Here is a 23,287-nt window from a genome sequence, read left to right on the forward strand (position 1 = left end):
GTCACAGCCGCGACCGGGGCGTCAGGTCCGCGTCGAAGTCCGGGAAGCCCGCCGGAGCCGAGCGCGCCGCCCGCGACGACACCGGCGGCAGGCCGGCCCAGCGGCGGATCGTCGCCGTCGCCGCCGCGGCGTCGGCCGGGGCCAGCTGGGCGATCTTCGACCCGTGGTTGCCACCCTGGACGTAGTACCGGTAGGAATCGCGGCTTCCGCGGCCGAGTTCGAACGGCTCGGCGCCCCACGGGTCGTTGGACCCGTACACGAACAGCAGGCGGGTGCCGCGGGACTTCACCCAGAAGTCGATGTCGGGCATCGCCGGGTAGTCGAAGCGCGGCAGGCGGATCGACGCCGGCACGAACGTCTTCGGCTGGTCGGCGCCGGGATAGCGCAGCAGGTCGCGGAGGTAGCCGTCGTACGCCTCGGGCGAGCCCAGCTGGACCGCCGCCTGGTAGTAGTACGGGATGTACGGCGCCAGGTCCTGGTCGGAGTAGGTGTTGAGGCTTTCCACCTTCTCGTACCAGGCGTAGACGTCCGCCGCGGGCGCGCCCGGCGTGGGCACTGTCACGCAGTCGGCCTGCTTCTGGTACTGCCAGAACGCGAAGTACGAGTCGATCACCGAGATCTCGAGGGACTTGTCGGCCGACCCGACGATCGAGAACGTCAGCCCGCGCTGCGCCGCGTCCGCCGCGGCGATCGCGCCCAGTTCGGCACGCCGCTTCAGCGCGTCGCGCTGGATCGCCTTCAGGGCGGCGCGGCACGCCGGGTCGTTGCCCACGCGGGACAGGAACCGGTTGTAGACGTCGACCGGGTCGATGACGTCGTTGGGCGCGACGTACGGGATCGTCGCGTCGACGTCGTCGGGGAAGAAGCGCCGGAAGTACGTCGCGGTCATGCCGCCCTTGCTGCCGCCGGTGGCCAGCCACTTGCCCGGGTAGATCGCCTTGAACGCCTGCACCGCGCGGTGCTCGTCCGCCGCCGCCTGCCAGATCGTCAGCTGCTTCGCCCAGTTCTCCGGCTCGGGCCGCGACGGGGTGAAGTAGCGGTACTCCATCGACAGCTGGTTGCCGTCGACGATCTGGGTCGGCTCCGAGCGGTTCGGCGAGCCGCTGACGTTGTAGCCGCTCGTGAAGGCGACCGTCGGGGCGGCGAAGTCGCGGTGCAGCAACGTGAACCGCTGCTGGAACGTGCCCGCGCCGGGGTGCCGGTGGTCGGCGGGCTGGGTGTAGGTGAGCTTGAAGAACCGGAACCCGGCCGGTGCCGCGTCCTCGGAAACGATCGTCAGCCCCGGGATCCGCTGCAGCTGCGCGGTGATGTCGGGCGCCGCAGCGGCCGCCGGCGCCAGGCCGGCCGACGCCAGCAGGACCGCACCAACGGTGAAAAGTCTGCGCATCGAGCACCCTCCCGGCTCACGAACCCCGCACCGAACCCTCGGTGGGACCCTCACAGAACCGGCGGTGGTCGGCAATCGGCTGTCCGGGCGCAGATTTGGTCAGGATCCGACTTTCGGCGGGTGGCGCCGCGTCTCCAGGCGTGCGCAACCGCGGGCATCGTGCGAGTTGTCCGTGTGATCGACCCCACGTTACGGTCCGAATCCGTAGGTGCCGTCATCGAGCGAGGGGTCCGCCATGAAGGTTTCCGACTGCCCGACGACTCAGGTCGAGGTCCGCATCGCCGCGGCACCGGCCGAGGTCTGGTCGTGGCTGCTGGACGTCGACCTGCCGGCCCGGTTCTCCACCGAGTTCCAGGGCGGTCGCTGGGTCGAGGGCGCCGAGCCCGGCCTCGGCGCTCGGTTCCGCGGCCGCAACTCCCACCCGATCGCCGGTGAGTGGGAGACGGTCTCGACCGTCACCGGCTACGAGCCCGAGCGGCTGTTCGCGTGGGCCGTGATGGACGTGACCAACCCGGCCGCGTCGTGGCACTTCGAGCTCGTCCCGGACGGCGACGGCACGATCCTGCGCCAGTGGGCCCGGATCGGCCCCGGCCCGTCCAACCTCACGACGATCATCGGCTCGATGCCCGAGCACGAAGACGAAATCGTCGCGATGCGGCTCGGCGAGCTGCAGGCCAACATGCAGAAGACCGTCGAGGGCATCAAGGCGCTCGCCGAGAGCGGCGTGCCCGCCGTGACGCCGGCCTGCCGGTCTGCCGCAGCTCGTCGTGAGTGGTAATTCGGGTTAGAACCCGAATTACCACTCACGACCACCAGCCACGGCAAACGGTGACCTTGTTTCCCCAGGTCACGCACACAAGTGTCCCTGTAGTACTAGGCGGCGACCAGCTCCGGCGTGGTCCGCGTCTTCGGGACCAGCGCCGCCAGCAGTGCACCGGCCAGCGCGACGAACGCGGCGACCGCGAACGTCGCGCGGAAGCCGGACAGCGACGGCACCGGCATCCCGCCGACGCTGATCGTCAGCTGGGCCAGCATCGCCGCCATCACCGCGCTGGAGATCGCCGTGCCGACCGAGCGCATCAGGGAGTTCAGGCCGTTCGCCGACGCGGTTTCGGTGACCGGCACCGAACCCATGATCAGCGCGGGCATCGCCGCGTACGCGATGCCGACACCGGCCCCGACGATCACCGACGCCGTGATGAGTTCGAGGGCGTTGTCCATGAGCACGATCGCGAACGCGTACCCGGCGGCGATCACCAGCGCGCCGCTCATCAGCGTCGGGCGCGGGCCGAACCGGGCGATGAGCCGCGCGGAAACCGGCGAGAGCAGCATCATCACCAGGCCGTTCGGGGCCAGGGTGAGGCCGGACTCGACCATCGTCTGGCCGAGCCCGTAGCCGGTCGACGCCGGCGCCTGCAGCAGCTGCGGGAACGACAACGCCATGGCGTACAGGGCGAAGCCGACCATGATCGACGCGAGGTTGGTGAAGAGCACCGGGCGGCGCGCGGACACCCGCAGGTCGACCAGCGGATCGCGGCGGCGCAGCTGGTAGAACCCCCAGCCGAGCAGGACGACGACGGCGGCCGCGGCCAGCCCGAGCGTGCGTGCGCTGGTCCAGCCCCAGGTGCCGCCCTTGACCACCGGCAGCAGCAGGCAGAGCAGCCCGGCGGCCAGCCCGAACGCGCCGAAGTAGTCGAACGGCGCCGGCGTGCGCAGCGGCGACTCGGGCACGACGGTGAAGATCAGCAGCGCGCAGGCCAGCCCCAGCCCGGCGGCGGCCCAGAAGAGCACGTGCCAGTCGGCGTTCTCGGCGATGACGGCCGCGACCGGGAGCCCGATCGCGCCGCCCACCCCGAGCGTCGCGCTCATCAGCGAGATCGCGCCGCCGACGCGTTCGGGCGGGAGTTCGTCGCGCATGATGCTGATGCCGAGCGGGATCACGCCCATCGCGCAGCCCTGCAACCCCCGGCCGAGGATCTGGAACGCGAGCGCGCTGGTCGTCGCGGACACGACCGAGCCCACGATGAGCAGCCCGAGGCTGACGAGGATCATCCGCCGTTTGCCGTAGAGGTCGCCGAGCCGCCCGCTGACCGGCGTGATGACGGACGCGGCCAGCAGCGTCACGGTGACCACCCAGGACGCGTCGGCCGCCGGGACGTTCAACAGCCGGGGGAAGACCGGGATCAGCGGCACGACCAGCGTCTGCATGAACGACGCGACGAGCCCGCACGAGGCGAGCACCACGACGATCGCGCGGCCGGAACGGGACACCACCACACCCCCGGTGTGTACTTAGTACGCGTCATGCAACTTCATGCACTGTACCTACGGGGTGACGGGTTTCCGTACGAGTGGCAGGTTCGTCACAGCCAGGTGCGGACCCCTCCGTGGCCGGAGCAGGTACCCGAGCGGTGCTGGCTGTAGCTGTACGTGCCGTCCTTGCACAGGGCCGTCGCGCCGGAGGGGTTGTCACTGGGCCGGTGGACGCAGTTGCCATCGGAATTCCGGTAGTAGTCCGCGCCGCAGCCGGTGGGCGCCGGCGCGGCCTGGGTGGTGGTCTTCGGCGCGGCCTTGGGCTTCGGCGCGGTCGTTTTCGGGGGCGCGGGGGTCGCGGCGACCACCGGCGGCGCTTCGGAGGTCACCTGGACAGGAGTCGAAGTCGCGGTCGGCGTCGAATCCGCCGGGGTCGAGTAGGTGGGCGGCGAATACGTCGAAGAAGTGGGCGCGAGAACGCCGAGGTTGCCCGAATCCTTGGGCGGCACCGAGCCGACCCCACAACCCGCGACCAGCACACCCGCGACCAGCACCGCACCGAGCTTGATCCGCACGACGCCTCCCTTAGCACCACGAAGTAATGCCGCAGGAGTCGATCGGACGCGCCCGCTTGTTACGCCGGTTCTCCTAAACTCTCCGCATGTCCTGGTTGCGCCGGTTCGCCGTGGAGCTGGCGGTCGTCGTCGCGGTGCTCGTCGGCTCGCTCTTCGCCGTGCTCAACGACGGTGCCAAGCCCGGGCACCACGCCGCCGTCGGCTGGGTGCTCACCGTCCTCGCCTGCGCCGCCCTCTTCTTCCGGCGCCGCTACCCCCTGACCGTCGCCGCGCTCACCCTCGTCTGCTGCGCGCTCTACTACCCCCTCACCGACCCGGACGGCCTCGTCCTGCTCGCCTTCGCCTATGCGCTCTACAACGCCGCCGCGGCCGGGCGGATCCGTGGGGCCGCGCTGCTCGTCGTCGCCGCGATGGCCGGGGTCACCGCCGGGGAGATCAGCTCGCGGACCGGGCGGCACGTCGACAACTTCGCCTTCTTCCTGATGACCGGCTGGTTCGTCGCCCTGGTCGCCGGCGGTGCCGTCGCGCACTACCGCACCGAGGCCGAGCGCACCAAGGAGGCCGAGGCCCGGGCGCGCGCCACCGACGAACGCCTGCGCATCGCCCGCGAGCTGCACGACGCCCTCGGCCACCACCTCGCGCTGATCAACGTCCAGGCCGGCGCGGCGCTGCACCGGCGTGACCCCGGGCAGGCCGAGGAAGCGCTCGGGGCCATCAAGGACGCCAGCAAGACCGCACTCCAGGAGTTGCGCGCGACGCTCGGCATGCTCCGCCAGACCGGGCTGCCGTCGTTGTCGAGGCTCGCGGAGCTGGCCGAATCGGTCGGCGCCTCCGGGCTGACCGTGCGCACCGAGATCGACGGCGTCGCCCGGGACCTGCCGCCGGACGTCGAGCACGCCGCGTTCCGGGTGGTGCAGGAGGCGCTGACGAACGTCGCCAAACACGCCGGCGCGAAGACCGTCGTCGTCCGGCTCGGCTACGGCGCCGACGACCTGACCGTGGCGGTCGAAGACGACGGACGCGGCGGTGCGGCCCCGCCGGGCAACGGCATCCGCGGGATGGCCGAACGCGCGCGGGCCCTCGGCGGCGAGCTCACCGCGGCGCCGCGTGAAGACGGCGGTTACCGCGTGCGTGCCCGGCTGCCGGTGCGATGATGGGCCGATGATCCGGGTCCTGCTCGTCGACGACCAGCGGCTCGTCCGCGCCGGCTTCCGGTCCATTTTGGACGGCGAGGCCGACATCTCCGTCGTGGCCGAGGCCGCGGACGGGCGCGAGGCGCTGCAGGCCGCGCACGACCACCACCCCGACGTCGTGCTGATGGACATCCGGATGCCGGTGCTCGACGGCCTTGCCGCGACGAGGCACCTCCTCGACGACCCGAACGTGCAGACCAAGGTCGTCATCCTCACGACGTTCGACCTCGACGAGGACGTCTACGGCGCGCTGCGGGCGGGCGCGAGCGGGTTCCTGGTCAAGGACACCGAGCCCGAGGAGCTGATCCACGCGGTGCGCGTGGTCGCCCGCGGCGACGCGCTGCTGGCGCCGTCGATCACCCGGCGGCTGATCGCGGAGTTCGCCGCGCGCGGCACCCGCCCGGCGCCGTCCCCGGCGCTCGACCGGCTCACCGACCGCGAGCGCGAAGTGCTGTCCCTGGTCGCGGCCGGGCTGTCGAACGACGAGATCGCCCGCGAGCTCACGCTCAGCCCGGCGACGGCGAAAACGCACGTCAGCCGCATCATGACCAAGACCGGCACGCACGACCGGGCGCAGCTCGTCGTCCTCGCCTACGAATCCGGCGCGGTGACGCCGAGGTGGCTGGCTCCCTGACCCGTACTCCCCCGGGTGTACGGGACGAGCCTTAGGGGACACCGCCGGGAGCACGCGAAGTGTCCTCCGCTGCGCGACGCGCGGTAGGGCCCTTCTCGCGAATCCTTGTCCACCATGGACACCATCACTCGTACCACCGGCGGCGGCCTGGCGCGGCCGGCCGGCTGGGCGCAGCGCCACCGGTGGCTCGCCGTCGCGCTCTGGGCACTGGTCCTCATCGGCGTCACGTTCACCTCGCAGCTGGCCGGCAGCGCCTTCCACGACGACAACTCGTTGCCCGGCACCGAATCCCAGCAGGTCGTGGACCTGCTGCACGACACCGCCCAATCCGGCGCCGGCGCGCAGATCGTGCTGAAGGCCGACGGGGGGCTCGCCGCGAACCGCGCGCCGATCGACACCATGCTCGGCGAAGTCCGGTCCCTGCCGCACGTGCGGTCGGTGACCGAGCCGACGCTCTCGCCCGACGGGCGGATCGGCTACGCCACCGTCACCTTCGACGCGGCCTCGACCGATCTCCCCTACGACGACATCGTGAAGTTCGCCGACACCGCGAAGCGGGCCGGGCCCGTCGAGATCGCGCTCGCCGGGGACCCGATCGAGCGGATCTCCGAGAGCGGTGGTCCCGCGGAGGGGGTCGGCCTGCTCGCCGCGCTGGTCATCCTCGTCTTCCTGTTCCGTTCGCTGCTCGCGGCCGGGCTGCCGGTCATCACCGCGGTGTTCGCCGTCGGCAGCACGCTGGGCGTGATCACGGTCGTCTCGCACTTCGTCGACATCGCGAGCTACACCGCGCCGCTGATGATGCTGGTCGGGTTCGGCGTCGGCGTCGACTACGCCTTGCTGATCTTTTCCCGCTATCGCACCGAAATCCTCGCCGGCCACGACCGTGACGCGGCCGCCCGCCGCGCCCTCGACACCGCCGGGCGCTCGGTGCTGTTCGCCGGGACGACCGTGATCATCGCGCTGCTCGGCCTCCTCGCGCTCGGGCTCGGCGGGTTGCGCGGGGTGGCGCTGGCCGTCGCGCTCACCGTCCTGATGACGATGGTCGCGTCCGTCACGCTCCTGCCCGCGCTGCTGTCGCTGTTCGGCAAGCGGCTCGAACGCGGCATCCGCCGGCACGCTCTTCGGCGGGAACACGGCAAGGCGTGGCGCCGGCTCGCCGACGGCGTCCAACGCCGTCCGCTGGCGCCGCTGGCCATCGGCCTGATCGTCCTCATCGGACTGTCCATTCCAGCCGCCGGCATGCGCCTCGGGTTCGCCGACGCGAGCACCGACCCGACCGGCTCCACCACGCGCCAGGCCTACGACCTGCTGGCCGAGGGCTTCGGCCCGGGCTTCACCGGCCCGCTCGCGATCGTCACCGAGGACGGCGACACCGACGCGCTGCAGCGGAAACTCAGCTCCACCCCGGGCATCGCCCAGGTCCTGCCGCCGATGGGCAAGACCGTCCTGGCGTTCCCCACGACGTCACCGCAGGACGAAGCGACGGCCGAGCTGGTGACGCGGCTGCGAACCGACGTCCTGCCGACGCTGCCGGGCCACTACCTCGTCGGCGGCTCGGTCGCGGCCGCGACGGACTTCGCGGACGCCGTCGCGGACCGGCTGCCGCTGTTCGTGCTGGTCGTCGTCGGGCTGTCGGCGTTGCTGCTCATGGTCGTGTTCCGGTCGATCCTGATCCCGCTCAAGGCGGCGCTGCTGAACCTGCTGAGCATCGGCGCCTCCCTCGGCGTCATGACGCTGGTGTTCGGCGACGGCTGGTTCGGCGCGCAGCCGGGCCCGATCGAGGCGTTCGTGCCGGTGATGATCTTCGCGATCGTCTTCGGGCTGTCGATGGACTACGAGGTGTTCCTGGTGTCGCGGATGCACGAGGAGTGGCGCCGCACCGGCGACGCACAGCTGGCGGTGCGCGAAGGACTCGCCTCGACGGGCGCGGTGATCACCGCGGCGGGCGCGATCATGGTGCTGGTGTTCGGCGCGTTCCTGCTGGACCCGTCCCGGATGCTGGCCCAGTTCGGCCTCGGCCTGGCGGTCGCGGTGCTGCTGGACGCGCTGGTGATCCGCTGCCTGGTCGTCCCGGCGATCATGCGCTTGCTCGGGGCCCGCGCCTGGTGGCTGCCGCGGTGGCTGGACCGCCGTCTCCCGCACCTCGCGCTGGAACCCGCGTCGTAAAGCCGTGAAGGCCACCTTCAGGAACTTGAAGTTCCTCAAGGTGGCCTTCACGAACTTGCGGCCTACTCGTAGATCTCGCCCTTGGCGGCCTTCTCCACCAGCGAAGCCGGCGGCTCGAAGTGGTCGCCGTAGCGGGCGGCCAGCTCCCGGGAACGGTCGACGAAGCCCTGCAGGCCACCCTCGTACTGGTTGATGTACTGGATGACGCCACCGGTCCACGCCGGGAAGCCGATGCCGAAGATCGAGCCGATGTTGGCGTCGGCCACCGACGTCAGCACGCCCTCGTCGAAGCACTTCACCGTCTCGAGCGCCTCGGCGAAGAGCATCCGCTCCTTGAGGTCCTCGAACGGCACCTCGGCCGTGCCGGACTTGAACGCGTCACGCAGGCCCGGCCACAGCCCGGCGCGCTTCCCCTCCGAGTCGTACTCGTAGAAGCCGGCGCCCGTCGAGCGGCCCTTGCGGTCGAACTCCTCGACCATACGGTCGATCACGGTCTCCGACGCGTGCGCCTTCCACGTGCCGCCCGCGGCCTCGATCGCCTCGCGGGTCTCCTTGCGGATCTTGCGCGGCAGGGTCAGCGTCAGCTCGTCCATCAGCTGCAGCGGCGGCGCCGGGTAGCCCGCCTGCGCACCCGCCTGCTCGATCGACGCCGGCTCGACACCCTCGCCCAGCGCGGCGACGGCCTCGTTGATGAAGGTGCCGATGACGCGCGAGGTGAAGAAACCGCGGCTGTCGTTGACGACGATCGGGGTCTTCTTGATCTGCAGCGTGTAGTCGAAGACCTTCGCCAGCGTCGCCGGGGACGTCTTCTCGCCGCAGATGATCTCGACCAGCGGCATCTTGTCGACCGGCGAGAAGAAGTGGATCCCGATGAAGTCCTCGGTCCGCTGCACGCCCTCGGCGAGCGTGGTGATCGGCAGCGTCGAGGTGTTCGAACCCAGCACCGCGTCGGCGTTGACGACGCTTTCGATCTCGCCGAACACCTTGTGCTTCAGCTCGACGCTCTCGAAAACGGCCTCGATGACGAAGTCGACGCCCGCGAAGTCGGCCGGGTCACCGGTCGGCTTGATCTTCGCCAGCAGCGCGTCCGACTTCTCCTGCGTGGTCTTGCCGCGCGAGAGGGCCTTCTCCTCGAGCTTGGCCGCGTAGCCCTTGCCCTTCTCGGCCGCCTCGAGCGAGACGTCCTTGAGGACGACGTCGATGCCGGCCTTCGCCGAGACGTACGCGATCGCGGCGCCCATCATCCCGGCACCGAGCACGCCGACCTTCTTGGCGGTGTACTTCTCGAAGCCGTCCGGCCGCGAGCCGCCGGAGTTGATGGTCTGCAGGTCGAAGAAGAACGCCTTCGTCATGTTCTTCGAGACCTGGCCGGTGGCGAGGTGGATGAAGTAGCGCGTCTCGATCTGCAGTGCGGTGTCGACGTCGACCTGCGCGCCCTCGATCGCGGCGGCCAGGATCGCCCGCGGCGCCGGCATGTTCGCGCCCTTGATCTGCTTGCGCAGGTTCGCCGGGAACGCCGGGAGGTTGGCCGCGAAGCTCGGGTTCGACGGGGTGCCGCCGGGGATCTTGTAGCCCTTGACGTCCCACGGCTGCACGCCGCCTTCAGGGTTGGCCTTGATCCACGCCTTCGCGGCGGGGACGAGCTCCTCGACCGAGCCGACGAGCTCGTGCACCAGGCCGAGCTCGAGCGCCTTGGCCGGGCGGTGCCGCTGGCCCTGGAGCAGGACGTTCAGCAGCGCGCTCTGGATGCCGAGCAGGCGCACGGTGCGCACGACGCCACCGCCGCCGGGCAGCAGACCCAGCGTCACCTCGGGCAGGCCGATCTGGCTGCCCTTGACGTCGGCGGCGATGCGGTGGTGCGTCGCCAGCGCGATTTCCAGGCCACCGCCGAGCGCGGCGCCGTTGATCGCCGCGACGACCGGCTTGCCGAGCTGCTCGATGCGGCGCATCTGCCCCTTCATCGCGCCGCTGCCCTCGGTCAGCTCGGCCGCGTGCTCGGGCTTGGCCTGGATGAGGTCGTTCAGGTCGCCGCCGGCGAAGAACGTCTTCTTGGCGGACGTGATGACGACGCCGGTGATGGAGTCCTTCTCGGCCTCCAGCCGGTCGACCGTGACGCCGAGCGACTCGCGGAAGCCCGCGTTCATCGTGTTCGCCGACTGGTTCGGGTCATCCAGGGTCAGGGTGACGATGCCGTCGGCGTCCTGCTCCCAGCGGATGGTCTTGCTCTCGGGCACGCTTTCGTTAGACACAGGAGTCCTCACACCCGCTCGATGATGGTCGCGACGCCCATGCCGCCGCCGATGCACAGGGTCACCAGGGCGCGACGCGCCTGGCGGCGTTCCAGCTCGTCGACCACGGTGCCGACCAGCATCGCGCCGGTGGCGCCGAGCGGGTGACCCATGGCGATCGCGCCGCCGTTGACGTTGACCTTGTCCTCGTCGAGGTGCAGGTCCTTGATCCACTTGAGCACGACGGACGCGAACGCCTCGTTGAGCTCCCACAGGTCGATGTCCTCGGGCTTGAGGCCCGCGGTCTTCAGCACCTTTTCGGTGGCCGGCGTGGGACCGGTGAGCATGATCGTCGGCTCGGAGCCGATCGACGCGGTCGCCACGATCCGGGCGCGCGGGGTCAGCCCGAAGGTCTTGCCGATCTGCTCGGAGCCGACGAGCACCAGCGCGGCGCCGTCGACGATGCCGGAGGAGTTGCCGCCGGTGTGGACGTGGTTGATGCGCTCGACCGAGTGGTACTTCTGCAGCGCGACGGCGTCGAAGCCGCCCAGCTCGCCGATGCCGGCGAAGGCGGGCTTGAGCTTGCCGAGGCCCTCGACGGTGGAGCCGGGGCGGCGGTGCTCGTCGTGGTCCAGGACGGTGACGCCGTTGATGTCCTTGACCGGCACGACGGACTTGGCGAAGTAGCCGCCGGACCAGGCAGCCTCGGCGCGGTCCTGCGAGCGGACGGCCCAGCGGTCGACGTCCTCACGGGAGAAGCCCTCGATGGTGGCGATCAGGTCGGCACCGGTGCCCTGCGGCACGATGTAGTTGTCGTAGGCGGTGGCCGGGTCCATGAACAGCGCGCCGCCGTCCGAGCCCATCGGCACCCGCGACATCGACTCGACGCCACCGGCGATGACCAGGTTGTCCCAGCCGGAACGCACCTTCTGCGCGGCGGTGTTGGTGGCCTCCAGGCCGGAGGCGCAGAAGCGGTTGAGCTGAACGCCGGCAACGGTGTCCGGCAGGCCCGCGTTCAGCGCGGCGGTGCGCGCGATGACGGCACCCTGCTCGCCGACCGGCGAGACGACGCCGAGGACGATGTCGTCGATCACGGCGGGGTCGAGGTTCGGGTGGCGGACCTTCAGTTCGTTGATCAGGCCGACCACCAGGTCGACCGGCTTGGTGCCGTGCAGGGCACCGCCCTTGTTCTTGCCGCGAGGCGTGCGGATCGCCTCGTAGATGTAGGCCTCGCTACTCACTGAACTACTCCTCGCGAGCGTGTCGGAACGTCGTTGTACCTGGCCGTGTCACAGCCGACTGTACCGGTCAGTAGGGCTAATGACCATTAACATATCGCCGGATAACCCCATGGTGTCAATGGGTTGCAGGTGTGCCATGAGCCGCTATCGTTCACTCACCATGACCGACTCTGTCCGCAGTGCACGCCCCCGCGACCGCAAGGCCCAGCTGGCCGCGGTGGCGGCGGAGCTGTTCCGCGCCCGCGGCTTCCCGGGGGTGTCGATCAAGGACATAGCGGACGCGGCGGGCGTCACGGGGCCGGCGTTGTATCGGCACTTCGCGGACAAGCAGGCGATCCTGGCGTACGTGGTCCTGAGCGGCTTCGAGGACATGGAGGCGACGACTTCCGAGGCCCTGTCGGACTCGGTTTCCCCGTCTGACCAGCTGGAATCCCTCCTCGGCCGGCTCGCCACCCAGGCGGTCGAGCGACGCGAAATCGCGGCGTTGTGGCGCTGGGAAGGCCGCCACCTCCCGAAGGAGGACCAGCGCGAGATCGCCCGCCGGTCGGCCCTGGCACTGGCGGCCTGGTCGAAAGCGCTGCAGGCCCGGCGCCCGGAGTTACCCGCGGAAGACGCCGAACTCCTCTGCTGGGCGGCACTGTCGGTGTTCGGCAGCGTGTCGGTCCACCACACGTCGGTGGCCCGCCGCCGCTTCGCCCAGTTGCTGGTCGAGCTGGCCCTCAATGTGCTGAACGCCACACTGCCCACGCCGTCTTCTCCCCCTCCTACGGCGACGTTGAGCCTGGGCAAGCCGTCCCGCCGCGAGCAGGTCCTGGCGGAGGCAACGGCCCTGTTCGCCCAGCGCGGCTTCCACGACGTGAGCATGGAGGACATCGGAGCGGCGGCGGGCATCGCTGGACCCAGCGTCTACCGCCACTTCCCGAGCAAGGCGGCTTTGATGGTGGCCATTGGCCACCGGGCCGCCGACCGCTTGGCCCTGGCCGCCGAGCTCGCCCTGCAGACGTCGGACGAGCGCTCGGCACTGCGTCGCCTGGCGGCGTCGTACGTGCACACGATCTTGCACACGCCGGAGCTGCTGGTTTCGTTCTCGGCGGACCGGGTGACGATGCCGGACCGGGACAAGGTGGACCTGCTACGAGTCCAGCGGGACTACGTGGCCCAGTGGGTGACGTTGCTGTCGGCGGTGCGCCCCGAGTTGCCGGTACGGGAAGCGAAAATCATGGTCCACGCGGCGTTGACGATCGCCAACGACCTCGCTCGGACGCGCCGGGTGGCGGCCCGGCCGAACTTCGAAGCCGAGCTGTCGACGTTGCTGCAGACAGTCCTCGGCGTAGACTGATCGGCGCACAGCCTCCATCCCTGTCGCAACCGCTCGAAATGCGGGACAATGAACCGGGCCGACGGGGTCCGTTCTCCCTGCGAGAGGGGAAATCGTGACGCAGCAACCGCGCTCCGGCAGGGAAGCGGGAATCGAATCCGGTCTCCTGGATCTCAGTGGCGTACCGTTGTCCAGGCTCCGCACCCTGGAAAGCAGGCTGCTCCGTGAGTCGATCCGGCACGCGGTACAAGGGGTCGGACACATCCAAGTCACCGCCAGCGAGAGTCAAAAAGGCGGCGGCGCCGAGCGAGTCGATTGACGGCAACCGCGCTGGGAGATCGATGTGGATCCGGATTTGAAGCTTCACCACCTGCCCTGGGCCGCGTTCGACAGCATCGCCCACGCTTCGGGCGGTCCGGAACCGATCCGAAAACTGCGAGCCGCCGAACGGAGCCGTCGATTACTCCTTCTGCGCGGGCTCGTCGACGAAACAACGAAACGAGGCGACTCGTTCGGCCCTCTGCCCTCGACGGAATCGGCGTGGGAATTGCTGGCTCGAGTGGAACACTACGCCCCGGAGGCCGTCGAAACCCTGCTCACACACCCGTACACCGGCAGCTGGGCCGGATACACGACCCGCCTATTGCACCAGCAGGTGAGTGGAAGGTGCCCGCTGTGGGTCCACATCGGACATATCCACTGCATCGCCGCAGCGGCGGCGATCCGAGCCGAGCTCGTCTTCGAGACAGCCGTGCCAGTCTGGCAGGGGAGCGTCTCCCTCCCGACGCTGGGTGCCGCTCACTTGTCCACTGACGAACCGTTCACCACCGCGACCGTCCGCGGTGATGGTGAGAAGATCGTCGTCGAGAACGACCACTCGAAGGTCCGATTGCCCGCCGACCGGTCGGTTGATGTACCGGGCTGGTCGGGTCTCCGCCAAGCCGCCGTGTGGGCGGGCGAGCGCCGGTTTCTGGTTCGGCTCGACGATGTCGACCACTACCGCGGCCTCTACCACCCTATTCCGCCGCGACGCTTGGAAGCGACCGAAGTCGAATCATGGCGGTCCGCGCTCGACGGCGCATGGCAACTGCTCGTCGCCCACATCCCGGATGTCGCCGAGGCGATGGCTGAAGGCCTCGACTCGATCGTCCCGGCCCCTGCAGTCCCCTTCCGGCTGCCCAGTGCGTCGACCGGCGAGGCATTCGGCAGCGCGATCATCGCACACCCGGGCGAGCCGGCGGAGCTGGCGGCCGCGCTGGTGCACGAATTCCAGCACATCCGACTGGGTGGTATCCAGCATCTGACTCGGCTCAGCGAAGACGATCGGCGGCAGCGCATCTACGTCCCGTGGCGCGATGACCCTCGGCCGATCGCCGGCGTCATCCACGGAATCTTCGCGTTCTTCGGCGTGACGTTGTTCTGGCGCGCCAAGGCGAAGGCCACTCCGGAGGATCGGCTGGCCACATTCGAACTCGCGTTGTGGCGCAGCCAGACCTGGCGCACGCTGCAGGAAGTGCGACATGACCCGGCGCTGACCCCCGCCGGACGGCGACTGCTGAACGGCGTGGCGGAGCGGCTGGGTTCATGGCAGAGCGAGCCGGTCGATCGCAACGCGGCGGCGTGGGCCGCACTCGTCGCCGCGGACCACTACGCCGGATGGCGGATGCGACACCTGCGCGCCGATCGGCAGGCGGTTTCCGAGCTGGTGACCGCCTGGCGTGCCGGAGTCACCCGGCCCAGTCCGTGGCGAGCACCCGGGCCAGGCATGCCGACCCCGGTCCCGGATGGAAGCTGGCCGGACGCGCGAGTCGACCTGATCCGCGTTGCGCTCGGCATCAACGGAGAGGCTCGCCTCGACGCCGACTGGCCATCTGTTCCCGGGGCCACCCGGGCCGACTATGACCTCGTCGCCGGGCGCATTGACGCGGCGGCCACCGGGTACCGGCGGGAGCTGAGTGCCGACCCCGACAACCCGTCCGCCCTGGTCGGGCTGGGTTTGGCGCTCACCCAGCAGGAGGCCAGCGCAACCGGCCGGGCCCTGCTGCACCACCCGGAGCTGGTCCGGGCCGTGCACCGCAGTTTGCACTGCGAACCCGGAGACGCCTCTTCCCCGGAAGCGCTCGCCGGTTGGATCGGTCGGTTCACTCATTGACAAGAATCACAGGGGCGACGGGTCGATGTCGCAGTCCGCGCGAACACCCCGGGCCGCGGCAATGGTCGCCGGATGATTGCTGTCGAGGGCGTGGCGGTAGCGGGTCAGCACATCGGCGTGAAGTGCCTCGGCTTCCTGCTCGTGTCCCAGCTCGCGGAGGTCCAACGCACGGTTGAGTTGGACGGCCAAAGTCGTCGGGTGGTTTTCGCCGAGCACTCGGCGCGACCGTTCGAGCGATTCCGTGTCCATCGTCAGCGCTTCGTCGGGCCGACCGAGCGCGAACTTGTCGCTGGCAACGTTGATGGCACAGACGATCGTGTGAGGGTGATCCACCCCGAGTTGACTGCTCAGCTTCTCCAGCGAGCGTTCGTCGAGTTCCAGCGCGCTGGCCGGATCGCCGCTGAGCCGAAGCGTGACACCGAGGTCGAGCGCTGCGCCCAAAGTATGAGGGTGTTCCTCACCCAAGCTGGCACGATACAGGTCGAAGACCTGTTCGCCGAGTTTGCGCGCCGCCGGCAGATCTTTCGCGTGCCGCAGATCGATGGAGTGACCCAGCGCGCAAGCCATGGCGTTCGGGTGACTTTCGCCGTATCGGATCCGGAACCGGTCGAGTGCTTCCTTCGACAACCGGAGCGCAAAGTCGTGGTCACCGTCTTTGCGACAGCCGACCGACTGGAAGTGCCGGCGCCGCAATGTACCGACTGCGTCCTCGCCGAACAGCTCGCGTGCCCGTTCAGCGATCCGGTCACCCTCGACTCGTGCCCAGGGATAGTCGCCCAGCTCACGACGGCTGATGACGAGCAGGACCTGGGTGCCGATCGTGGCCGGGCTGTCATAGCCGAGCACCTCGACCCGCCGGAGGTATGTTTGCTCGGCGTATTCGGCCGCAGTCTCGTACTCTCCGGCCAGCAGGGCGGAAACGACGTAGTCGTGGGCTGTGCCGAGGGTGATCGGGTCGTCGTCGCCGAACAGTGCTTTGGCCTTCGTGTACGTCTCCCAGTTGAGATCCCTCGCAGCGGCGAAGTCGCCCTTGGCCTTGAGGTCGACCGCCACGGACATCTCGACGTTGAGCGTCTGCTCGGCGTCGGCGCCGTACACCTCCTGACACAGCCGTAGGGCGCGCTCGTTGACCTCCGCCGCCTCGCGGTAGCGACCCAGTACCCAGTAGTAGAAACCGAGCTTGTCGAGAGCCTCCAGCGACTGGGGGTCCTTCTCGCCGTGCTTACGCGTCCAGTTCTCGACCGTCCGCTCGGCGAGTTCGAGCGCGGCTTGGTGGTCACCCCATTGGTAAAGGAATGACAGCAGGTTCAGCACGAGCTGCCGAACCCAGGAGTCGTCGCAATCGATCACTTCAGAGCTGTAGACGTGCGGCAGGATCTCCTGATAGCGGGGCCACTGCTTGGGTGAGGTCGGGTCGTTCGGATCCAGGTTCGCCAGCAGAACGTGAGCACCATGCCGCAGGCTGGCACGGTCCTGGCTGTTCATCCGTTCCCTGAGCACGAGCTGCACCAGCCGATGCAGCACCAGGGTGTCATTGCGATGGTCGATCTTGGCGAGACCGAACCGGTTCACGTCACGCACCGCCCGGCCGAGTTTCATCGGGTCGCGCAGCGCGGTGTCCAAGTCCGGCGCGACTGAAATACTGCGCACTCCAGTAAAAAAACTGCGAGAAATTGGTTCCGGAGCGAAAAAGGCGCACACTTGAAGTAACTGATGAGCCGACAGATTACGTTTCTTTAATTCGTCGAAAGAGACGTTCCACGCGGCAGCAACAGAAACTTCATAATCCGCCGGAGCGGAAGTGTCGAGAATTTCTGCGACCTTTTCTTCGAATAGCCGGATATACTCGCGCACTGGCATGCCGGTTTCTGCGTGCCACGCGGCGGCCTGTGCGATTGCCAAAGGCAGGTCGCCTAGCTTGTCGGAAAGCAGGTCGGCTTCTTCGTCGGTGATCTCCGGTCCGCGCAGCCGCAGTAGCTCCCGGCTTTCTTCACGCTCGAAGACAGCGAGCTCCAGTGGCCGAGCTATGCCGGCCCAGTCCGGATTACGCGAAGTTACCAGGATTTCGCCCGGCCCGTTGACGGGAAAGAACGGACGGACAACCTCCGGGCTTTCGGCGGAGTCGAAGACCAGCAGCCAGCGCGCGTACGGCTTGCCGATGCGAAGCGCCTCCCGCACCGCCGGGATGGCGGTGATCGCTTCGTCGCAGCCGGGCAGCTTGAGGTGCTGGGCGAGCTCGGTGAGCGAGGTGCGAATCTGCGTCGCTTCGGTCGCCTGTATCCACCAGACGATGTCGTAGTCAGCGAGGTGCCGGTAGATGTACTCGACCGCCATCTGCGTCTTGCCGATACCGCCCATTCCGTGCAACGCGGCCGGTAGCACCGCCGTGGTCCCCGCCCCCAGCCGTTCACCCAACTGGTCTAGAAGTTCACGCCTTCCAGTGAAGTTCGGATTTTTCGGCGGCACCGAGCCCCACACTGGGGGTGCCTGGTCGCCGGAGTGGCGCTCGTGTCGTTTGCCCGCGCCGATATTCGACAAGACCCCCTTGCGGATAGCGGGGGCAACGTCGACCATCGAGTGAACGTCCGGCACCGAAGACACCGGCTGAACAGGGGCGATGGACTCGCTCGAGGTACCGGTACGATCGGACGCCTGGGACATGGTTTCACTCACCAGCCGAATCCTAGCGGGCAATGGCCGTTCTGTAGCAGGTATGCGCTTTTCGACGGATGGCGAACCCGCAGTAGCCTCGGTACCCTCTACGCCCTGAACCGGGTCAGCCCTCTGCAGACGGTCGGCGCGCGACAGGTAAGGACCTGACAGGGCACGCATGACAACTCGTTCGAGATCCACCTCGCGCTCCACGGCAGAGGTGATATCGGGGTCCGGGGTGGCATCGGGATCCAGGACAGCATCGCGGAGCCGCGCCAAAGCACTGCCTTCACGGGCGTGGTTCCGCGCAGCAGTTATTATCGCTGAAGCCGTTTCCGATCGGCGGGCTCCGCGCAACAATATTTGCCGAATTCCGGGACTGAAATCCCATGTCGCCGTGTCCCATTCGGCCACATCGTCGATTCGCTCCAGCAACCCGCTTCCGAAAACTTCTGTCAAATGTGACGAATCTGCACTGGCGACAAGTTCGGCTTGCAGTGTGCGAGCGGTGTCGACGGTGACCGGAATTGCCGCGAGCAGGGTCGCCAGACGGTAGGCTGGAGGTGACGCTTCAGCTTGGAATACTCGGATCCGCTCCTCCGCTGACCCGAATTCTCGCTTAGCGACCACCGTGTCGCGGTCGGCAGCACGAGGCCGGTCTCCGACCAGAAGCCCCTTGGCGACGCGCTCTCCGCCGGTCCCCGTGGCAACCAAGTCCGACCACCAGGCGAGCCACCGCGGCGAGAATTCCAGCACGGGAATGACGGTGGACTCGGCGATCAGTTCGAGCGCCCCCTCGATGTCCAACCACGCGTCCTGGAGCCGCACGCCGAGCTTGGCGTTGGCGACGACGGAACCGGCGGCCGACAGAAACACACGGTGCACATCCAGCCCACCGCGCGACCAGAGCCGTTGCGGCAGCAGGTGGACGACCGCCACCGGCATGGTCTTGGCCCATACGGAAAGGAGCGGTGAGACGAGGTCTCGACGCCAGGCGTCACCGACACCGTCGGTGACGACCAGCACCACGCGCTCGCCCGATGGATCGAGCAACTCCGCCGGACCGCGCGCCGGCGCATCCGGTGTACCTCCCCGCAGCACGGGAGCGATCACCGTTCCGTCTTCCGCGTATCCGCTTTTGGCAGTGTCGAGCAACCGCACCTGCACCGACCGAAACCCGCCCTGCCGTTTGAGAAGGGCAACGAATGCACTCACCTGTGGACGCCACAGGGACATGGACGGGGCCGCATCCAGAACGATGGAGAGGTCCAGCCAGCGCACCTTCGACGGCGTCATCACCGGCAGCCAGCTTCCGGTTTCGGCCGCGCGCTCGGCTGTCCGGTCCTCGTCCAGTTCGACGTCCAGCGGACGACGCGACCGCACCTTGCGCTTGAACGGCTGCAGCGCGCGGGCGAAGGCAGCCGCATCCGGCAGCGGCGTCCGTTTTCCGGACACACCTGTCCGGATCCGGAGTGCGCCGACCCCGACGGGGGGCCTGACCAAAGGATCCGCGTCGGTCGACGACGGAAGCTCCGTCGGCCGCCCGCGCGGGCCGGGTTCCGGCGGCTCATCCGCCTCCTGGGCCGCTGCCTCCGGCCCTGCTTGAGCCGGGCTTCCCTGTGTTTGCGGGCAGTCCAACTCACGATGGAGCGGTTCCCCGTGCCGGTCATCTGCCGGCTCGTAGGGTTCTTGGCGGCCCTTCGAACTGTCCGGCAGACCAGGTGGACCTGCGCCTCCGGGCCCGGCGCCCTGAATGGCAGAGGTCAACCAGAGGGCGTCGGCGACCTCACGCCACGTCAGATCGTGGGCGTCCGGAACGCCTCCGGGGGCGCCCGCCATATCACGGCACCACGCTATTCAGTTGCCGCCACAGCGCGTCCATCAGGCGCTGCCAGGACTCGTCGTTCTTCTTGTAGACGCCGGACGTCGCGAGGTACACAGCTTCGAGCAGCCTGTCCGAGGGCAGGCCGCCGAGCGCTGCGCTGCGCTCGACGAAGTCCGCCACCAGGTCCGGCCGCGATGACACACCGGCATCCAGCGCGTGCGAGGCGACCATCGCCGCGAGTTGCCCGATGTCCGGATCTCGAGTCTCGAACCGCAGGCAACGACGGAGGAACGCGGGCGGGAACTCCCGCTCACCGTTGCTGGTGATCACCACAATGGGAAAAGCCGCGCATCTTACCACGCCGTCGAATATCTCGGCCTTCTGCGCGCGATCGGCTGTGAACACCTCGACGACGTTCGTCCGACGAGCAGCCCGGGCGAGTTCCGGGATGACGAACTCGCCGTCCTCGAAGAGGCTCAGCAGATCGTCGGGCAGTTCGGAATCGGACTTGTCCAGCTCGTCGATCAACAGAACCCGCGGGCGTCGGCGCGGCAGGAAAGCCGTACCCAGTTGCCCCAAGCGGATGAATTCGCCGATCGGCGGCTCGCCTGTTGTGCCATTCTGTTTACCAGGTGCCGACAGACGGCCCCCCGCAGCCTGGGCGCGCGCGATCGAATCGTATTCGTACAGCCCTTGCTTCAAGGTCGTGTGCGAAGTGATCGGCCACCGCAAGACCCGGCCCAGTGCGAGTTCACGCGCGATCTTGTAGGCGATGCTGGATTTGCCCGTTCCAGGCCTGCCGGTCACCAGAAGCGGGCGCCGAAGATACAACGCCGCGTTGACCATCTCCACCTCGTGCGTGTCGACCAGCGCGTCCGAGAGATGGTATTCGGTGCCGATCCGCCGGTCCGCTTCCCCGTCGTCCGGCGGGACCACATCGGCCTCGGGCGGCGCCGCGAACTGCCGCCACGGGGGCGCGGCAGGCAGCAGTGTGACCGGATCGATGTCGTGCGGTGGCCGGCCAGTACCCCGGTAAATCCACCAATCGGGTGGCCCGTCAGGGTGTTCGGTCACGCTCATGCGCCGCTCCCCTGCTCAACGAGCGGTCCGAAGCCCCACCAAAGCAAGGGAGGATTCGATCCGGGTCGTCCCACAACACCACCAGATCACGCAAGAGTTCACTGTCGAATGGCGATCCCGGCCCAGGATCGAGGCCCTTGCGAGACTTCAGAGTCCGCGAAGAAGGCAGGTCCCCCAATCCTTTGCTGTTGGCCAACCACGCTACCACTTCGCGGAGAGCATCCGTAGATGCAGTCGGGTGCCACAGCACAACGGGAAGTCCCGCCCGGAGCGCCGCGAAAAGCTGATCTTGATCGGAGTCCGGTTCACCGGGTGGCGCATCGGTCAAGACCATCATCACCCATTGCTCGTCGCTGAGGACCGTATCCAGGCCATAGCGTTCTTCCACGTCTTTGACGTGGCAGAAATAGACGCGCTCGACAGAAGGGTCGGCGACCAGACGTGACCAGCGCAGCCGCCACCGACGGTGATATTGGGGCGTGGTCAAGCGTTCCATGGAACGCAGCACGATCGGGTAAGAGAGGAAGAGCGGCCGGGTGTCGCCGTTGGCCCGGTCGGTGGCCCACGCGTGAACCGGCAGGTTCAGGAGTGCTCGGGGTAGCACGAACTCGAGCGCTGCTTCGGCTGCGAGCCCGGCCCACGCCTCTTCCGCAGCCGCGACGAGAGAGCCCACCGCGTCTTCCAGGTCCGCCGCCGCCACAAGCACGGATTCACCGCGACCGGGCGGCCACTGCCGCGGATCGTCCTGACGCCAGGGTGATACTTCGAAAAGACCACGGTCGATACCGTCCGGTTCCACCACGATCGTCAGGTGAAGCTTGCCTCCATTGGGTACGTCGGTGCCCTCTTGCGAACGCAACTTGCGCAGCGCCGCGTCTTGCCTCAAACGCCGTGCCTGCGCGGCCGTCCACGCCCGCAAGTCCGCGCGGAGCGGGTCCTTCAGCTCGGCGGAGATCAGCTCGACAAATGTCACGGCGGGCGGCAATTCGCTGGGCCCCGAATTCTGGTCGGAGAGTCGACAAAAGGCAGACCAGGCGTCCTCGAACCGGGACAGCGGCACGACGTTGCCTGTGGCTTGACGCGCGGCGAACGGCATGTTCCGCGGCCTCAGACCGGTCAGCCAAGGCCGGAGGGACTCCTGCTCCTGCTCGGAAACCACGTCGAACACCCGGTCGGCAGAACCGAGACGCCGTACCCGATCCCACGACGGATCTCCGGGCCGAAGGAATTCGAGTACGTCGGCCAGGGCGTCCATCGCGTCCGATCGGTCGCAGGTGTTCACGATGGCGACCAGCTGGTCCCGTCCGCTCAGCTGGTCTGGGACCGTGAACACATCGCCGAGCACTTCTCTCAGCTCGCCGATGAGCAATGAGCGGATCGGCAACTCGTCGGCGAACCCGGCCGCGACAAGTGCGTCGACCAGCGCTTTGCGCACCGCGATGCCGAGTCCGGCCCGCCCTCGCCTGGCCACCACCTGACGAACCACCTCCCGCCCCCGCCGAGCGCCTCCGAAGATCGTGAGTTTACCGATTCGCCCCGCGCACAAAAGGGCAAAAGTCGGACACAGCCGGTTCAGCTTTCCGGGTGGTCCGGCCAGTCCGTGATCATCAGCGCCAGGTGTTCAACCTGCGGCGATTCGGGTTCCAGCGTGCGCACCACCGTGAGCAAGTCCGGCAAGCCACCGTTGAAACGCTGGCACGTCCTTGCCAGCGCAATCACGTGCAACCGGTCCTCCGCATGGTAAGGGACGACGTCCGCTATTTCCCGACGAGGGAAAAGCTCCAACAACAAACGCCTACTTTGCGGATCACGCACGCACGGAACGGCGAGCAGGGCTTCGACCAATCCGGGGAACAGATCGCCCTGGGTCCGGGGAACGCGAGGCGGTTCCGGCGCTACTGTCTCCTGCCGGACACCGAGCAGGCGAAGCCGGGCCCACGCGGCCTTCTCCCCAGGTTTGACCTCGACCGGCATCCGGCGGTACGAACCGGGGTCCGCGGCCGGATCGTGTTTCACCACGTCGTGGAAGAACGTGTCCGACGCGATGAGAGCGAGATCCGCCCCGGTGAGCTTCTGCGCGGCCTTCGCCGCCAGCGCGTCGAGCAACCGGAACGTGAACGAGATGGCAGGGCTGACCGAGCCGTGACTGCCCTGGTGCACTTCGCCCGCGTTGAGGGCCAGCCGCAGCTTGATCCGGGCGCCTTCGGCGTGGACCTCGTTGTAGCGGCGCAGCTCGGCGAGCATCCGCTCGGGCAGCTGTGCCACCAGGTCGGCCTTGGCGATCTCCGGTGGCAGCAGGATCATCGCGCCGTCGCCGGTGTTCTCGACGTAACAGGCGGCCCAAGGGACCCCCGTCTCCGCGAACGTCGTGCGCAGCACGGTCCAGAGCCCTTCGTGCACCACCCGCAGGTGAGCGACGGTGCGGCTCGGATGGTTGTAGCCGGCGATGTCGACGGCCATGATCGTCTTGTGGTGCGCAGCCGAAACAGAGTGCACGACACCTCCCCACATCCCGGGCTCATTGTCCCAGACCCATGCACGCTCGGCCATGTTCGCGCAGGGCATTACCGGGAAACCGGACCT

Annotated in this window: 15 protein-coding genes; 6 read left to right on the top strand and 9 right to left on the bottom strand. The window is 68.4% G+C overall.

Features of this window, described 5'->3' with window-relative positions; genetic code table 11:
• Position 1: 1 nt before the first annotated feature.
• Positions 2-1,387: a S28 family serine protease gene (locus tag ACLJQF_RS16435; RefSeq protein WP_410609561.1), complete on the bottom strand. Its 1,386-nt coding sequence runs from the start codon at positions 1,385-1,387 to the stop codon at positions 2-4.
• 235 nt (positions 1,388-1,622) lie between these two features.
• Here ACLJQF_RS16435 and ACLJQF_RS16440 point away from each other — a divergent pair, with 235 nt between their 5' ends.
• On the top strand, positions 1,623-2,165 hold the full coding sequence (locus ACLJQF_RS16440; protein WP_410609562.1) for an SRPBCC family protein: 543 nt from the start codon (positions 1,623-1,625) through the stop codon (positions 2,163-2,165).
• A 95-nt stretch (positions 2,166-2,260) separates the two neighbouring features.
• Here ACLJQF_RS16440 and ACLJQF_RS16445 read toward each other — a convergent pair whose 3' ends face one another.
• Both ACLJQF_RS16445 and ACLJQF_RS16450 read right to left on the bottom strand, forming a co-directional pair.
• Entirely contained in the window at positions 2,261-3,664 is a 1,404-nt protein-coding gene (locus tag ACLJQF_RS16445; protein WP_410609564.1) for an MFS transporter, read from the bottom strand.
• Between the two features lie 86 nt (positions 3,665-3,750).
• Complete coding sequence (locus ACLJQF_RS16450) at positions 3,751-4,209, bottom strand: DUF3761 domain-containing protein (protein WP_410609692.1); 459 nt, start codon at positions 4,207-4,209, stop codon at positions 3,751-3,753.
• A gap of 92 nt (positions 4,210-4,301) precedes the next feature.
• On the opposite strand from ACLJQF_RS16450, the gene ACLJQF_RS16455 reads away from it, so the two are divergent.
• The 3 genes from ACLJQF_RS16455 (at position 4,302) to ACLJQF_RS16465 (ending at position 8,208) form a co-directional block, all read left to right on the top strand.
• A complete protein-coding gene (locus ACLJQF_RS16455; protein ID WP_410609566.1) occupies positions 4,302-5,369 on the top strand; it encodes a sensor histidine kinase in 1,068 nt (355 codons plus the stop codon).
• Positions 5,370-5,376: 7 nt separating this feature from the next.
• Positions 5,377-6,042 (top strand): response regulator, encoded by a 666-nt coding sequence (locus tag ACLJQF_RS16460; protein ID WP_410609568.1) that lies wholly within the window; start codon positions 5,377-5,379, stop codon positions 6,040-6,042.
• A 114-nt stretch (positions 6,043-6,156) separates the two neighbouring features.
• Complete coding sequence (locus tag ACLJQF_RS16465) at positions 6,157-8,208, top strand: MMPL family transporter (RefSeq protein WP_410609570.1); 2,052 nt, start codon at positions 6,157-6,159, stop codon at positions 8,206-8,208.
• 62 nt (positions 8,209-8,270) lie between these two features.
• Here the strand turns inward: ACLJQF_RS16465 and ACLJQF_RS16470 are convergent, their stop codons facing one another.
• Positions 8,271-10,442, bottom strand: a complete 2,172-nt coding sequence (locus ACLJQF_RS16470) for a 3-hydroxyacyl-CoA dehydrogenase NAD-binding domain-containing protein (protein WP_410609693.1) — start codon at positions 10,440-10,442, stop codon at positions 8,271-8,273.
• 23 nt (positions 10,443-10,465) lie between these two features.
• A complete protein-coding gene (locus ACLJQF_RS16475; protein ID WP_410609572.1) occupies positions 10,466-11,677 on the bottom strand; it encodes an acetyl-CoA C-acetyltransferase in 1,212 nt (403 codons plus the stop codon).
• A 160-nt stretch (positions 11,678-11,837) separates the two neighbouring features.
• On the opposite strand from ACLJQF_RS16475, the gene ACLJQF_RS16480 reads away from it, so the two are divergent.
• Both ACLJQF_RS16480 and ACLJQF_RS16485 read left to right on the top strand, forming a co-directional pair.
• The gene (locus ACLJQF_RS16480; protein ID WP_410609574.1) at positions 11,838-13,016 is read left to right on the top strand and encodes a TetR/AcrR family transcriptional regulator; all 1,179 of its coding nucleotides are present in this window, start codon (positions 11,838-11,840) and stop codon (positions 13,014-13,016) included.
• A gap of 322 nt (positions 13,017-13,338) precedes the next feature.
• Positions 13,339-15,147: an aKG-HExxH-type peptide beta-hydroxylase gene (locus tag ACLJQF_RS16485; protein WP_410609576.1), complete on the top strand. Its 1,809-nt coding sequence runs from the start codon at positions 13,339-13,341 to the stop codon at positions 15,145-15,147.
• Positions 15,148-15,153: 6 nt separating this feature from the next.
• Here ACLJQF_RS16485 and fxsT read toward each other — a convergent pair whose 3' ends face one another.
• The 4 genes from fxsT to ACLJQF_RS16505 form a co-directional block, all read right to left on the bottom strand.
• The gene (gene fxsT, locus ACLJQF_RS16490) at positions 15,154-19,638 is read right to left on the bottom strand and encodes an FxSxx-COOH system tetratricopeptide repeat protein (RefSeq protein WP_410609577.1); all 4,485 of its coding nucleotides are present in this window, start codon (positions 19,636-19,638) and stop codon (positions 15,154-15,156) included.
• Between the two features lies 1 nt (position 19,639).
• Complete coding sequence (locus ACLJQF_RS16495) at positions 19,640-20,704, bottom strand: AAA family ATPase (RefSeq protein ID WP_410609578.1); 1,065 nt, start codon at positions 20,702-20,704, stop codon at positions 19,640-19,642.
• Complete coding sequence (locus ACLJQF_RS16500) at positions 20,682-22,190, bottom strand: effector-associated domain 2-containing protein (RefSeq protein WP_410609580.1); 1,509 nt, start codon at positions 22,188-22,190, stop codon at positions 20,682-20,684. Before ACLJQF_RS16500 ends, ACLJQF_RS16495 begins: the two co-directional genes overlap by 23 nt.
• A gap of 86 nt (positions 22,191-22,276) precedes the next feature.
• The gene (locus tag ACLJQF_RS16505; RefSeq protein WP_410609581.1) at positions 22,277-23,254 is read right to left on the bottom strand and encodes an effector-associated domain 2-containing protein; all 978 of its coding nucleotides are present in this window, start codon (positions 23,252-23,254) and stop codon (positions 22,277-22,279) included.
• Between the last annotated feature and the right edge of the window lie 33 nt (positions 23,255-23,287).

The sequence above is a fragment of the Amycolatopsis sp. lyj-109 genome (genome assembly GCF_046548995.1).
In the GTDB taxonomy this organism is placed as follows: Bacteria; Actinomycetota; Actinomycetes; order Mycobacteriales; family Pseudonocardiaceae; genus Amycolatopsis.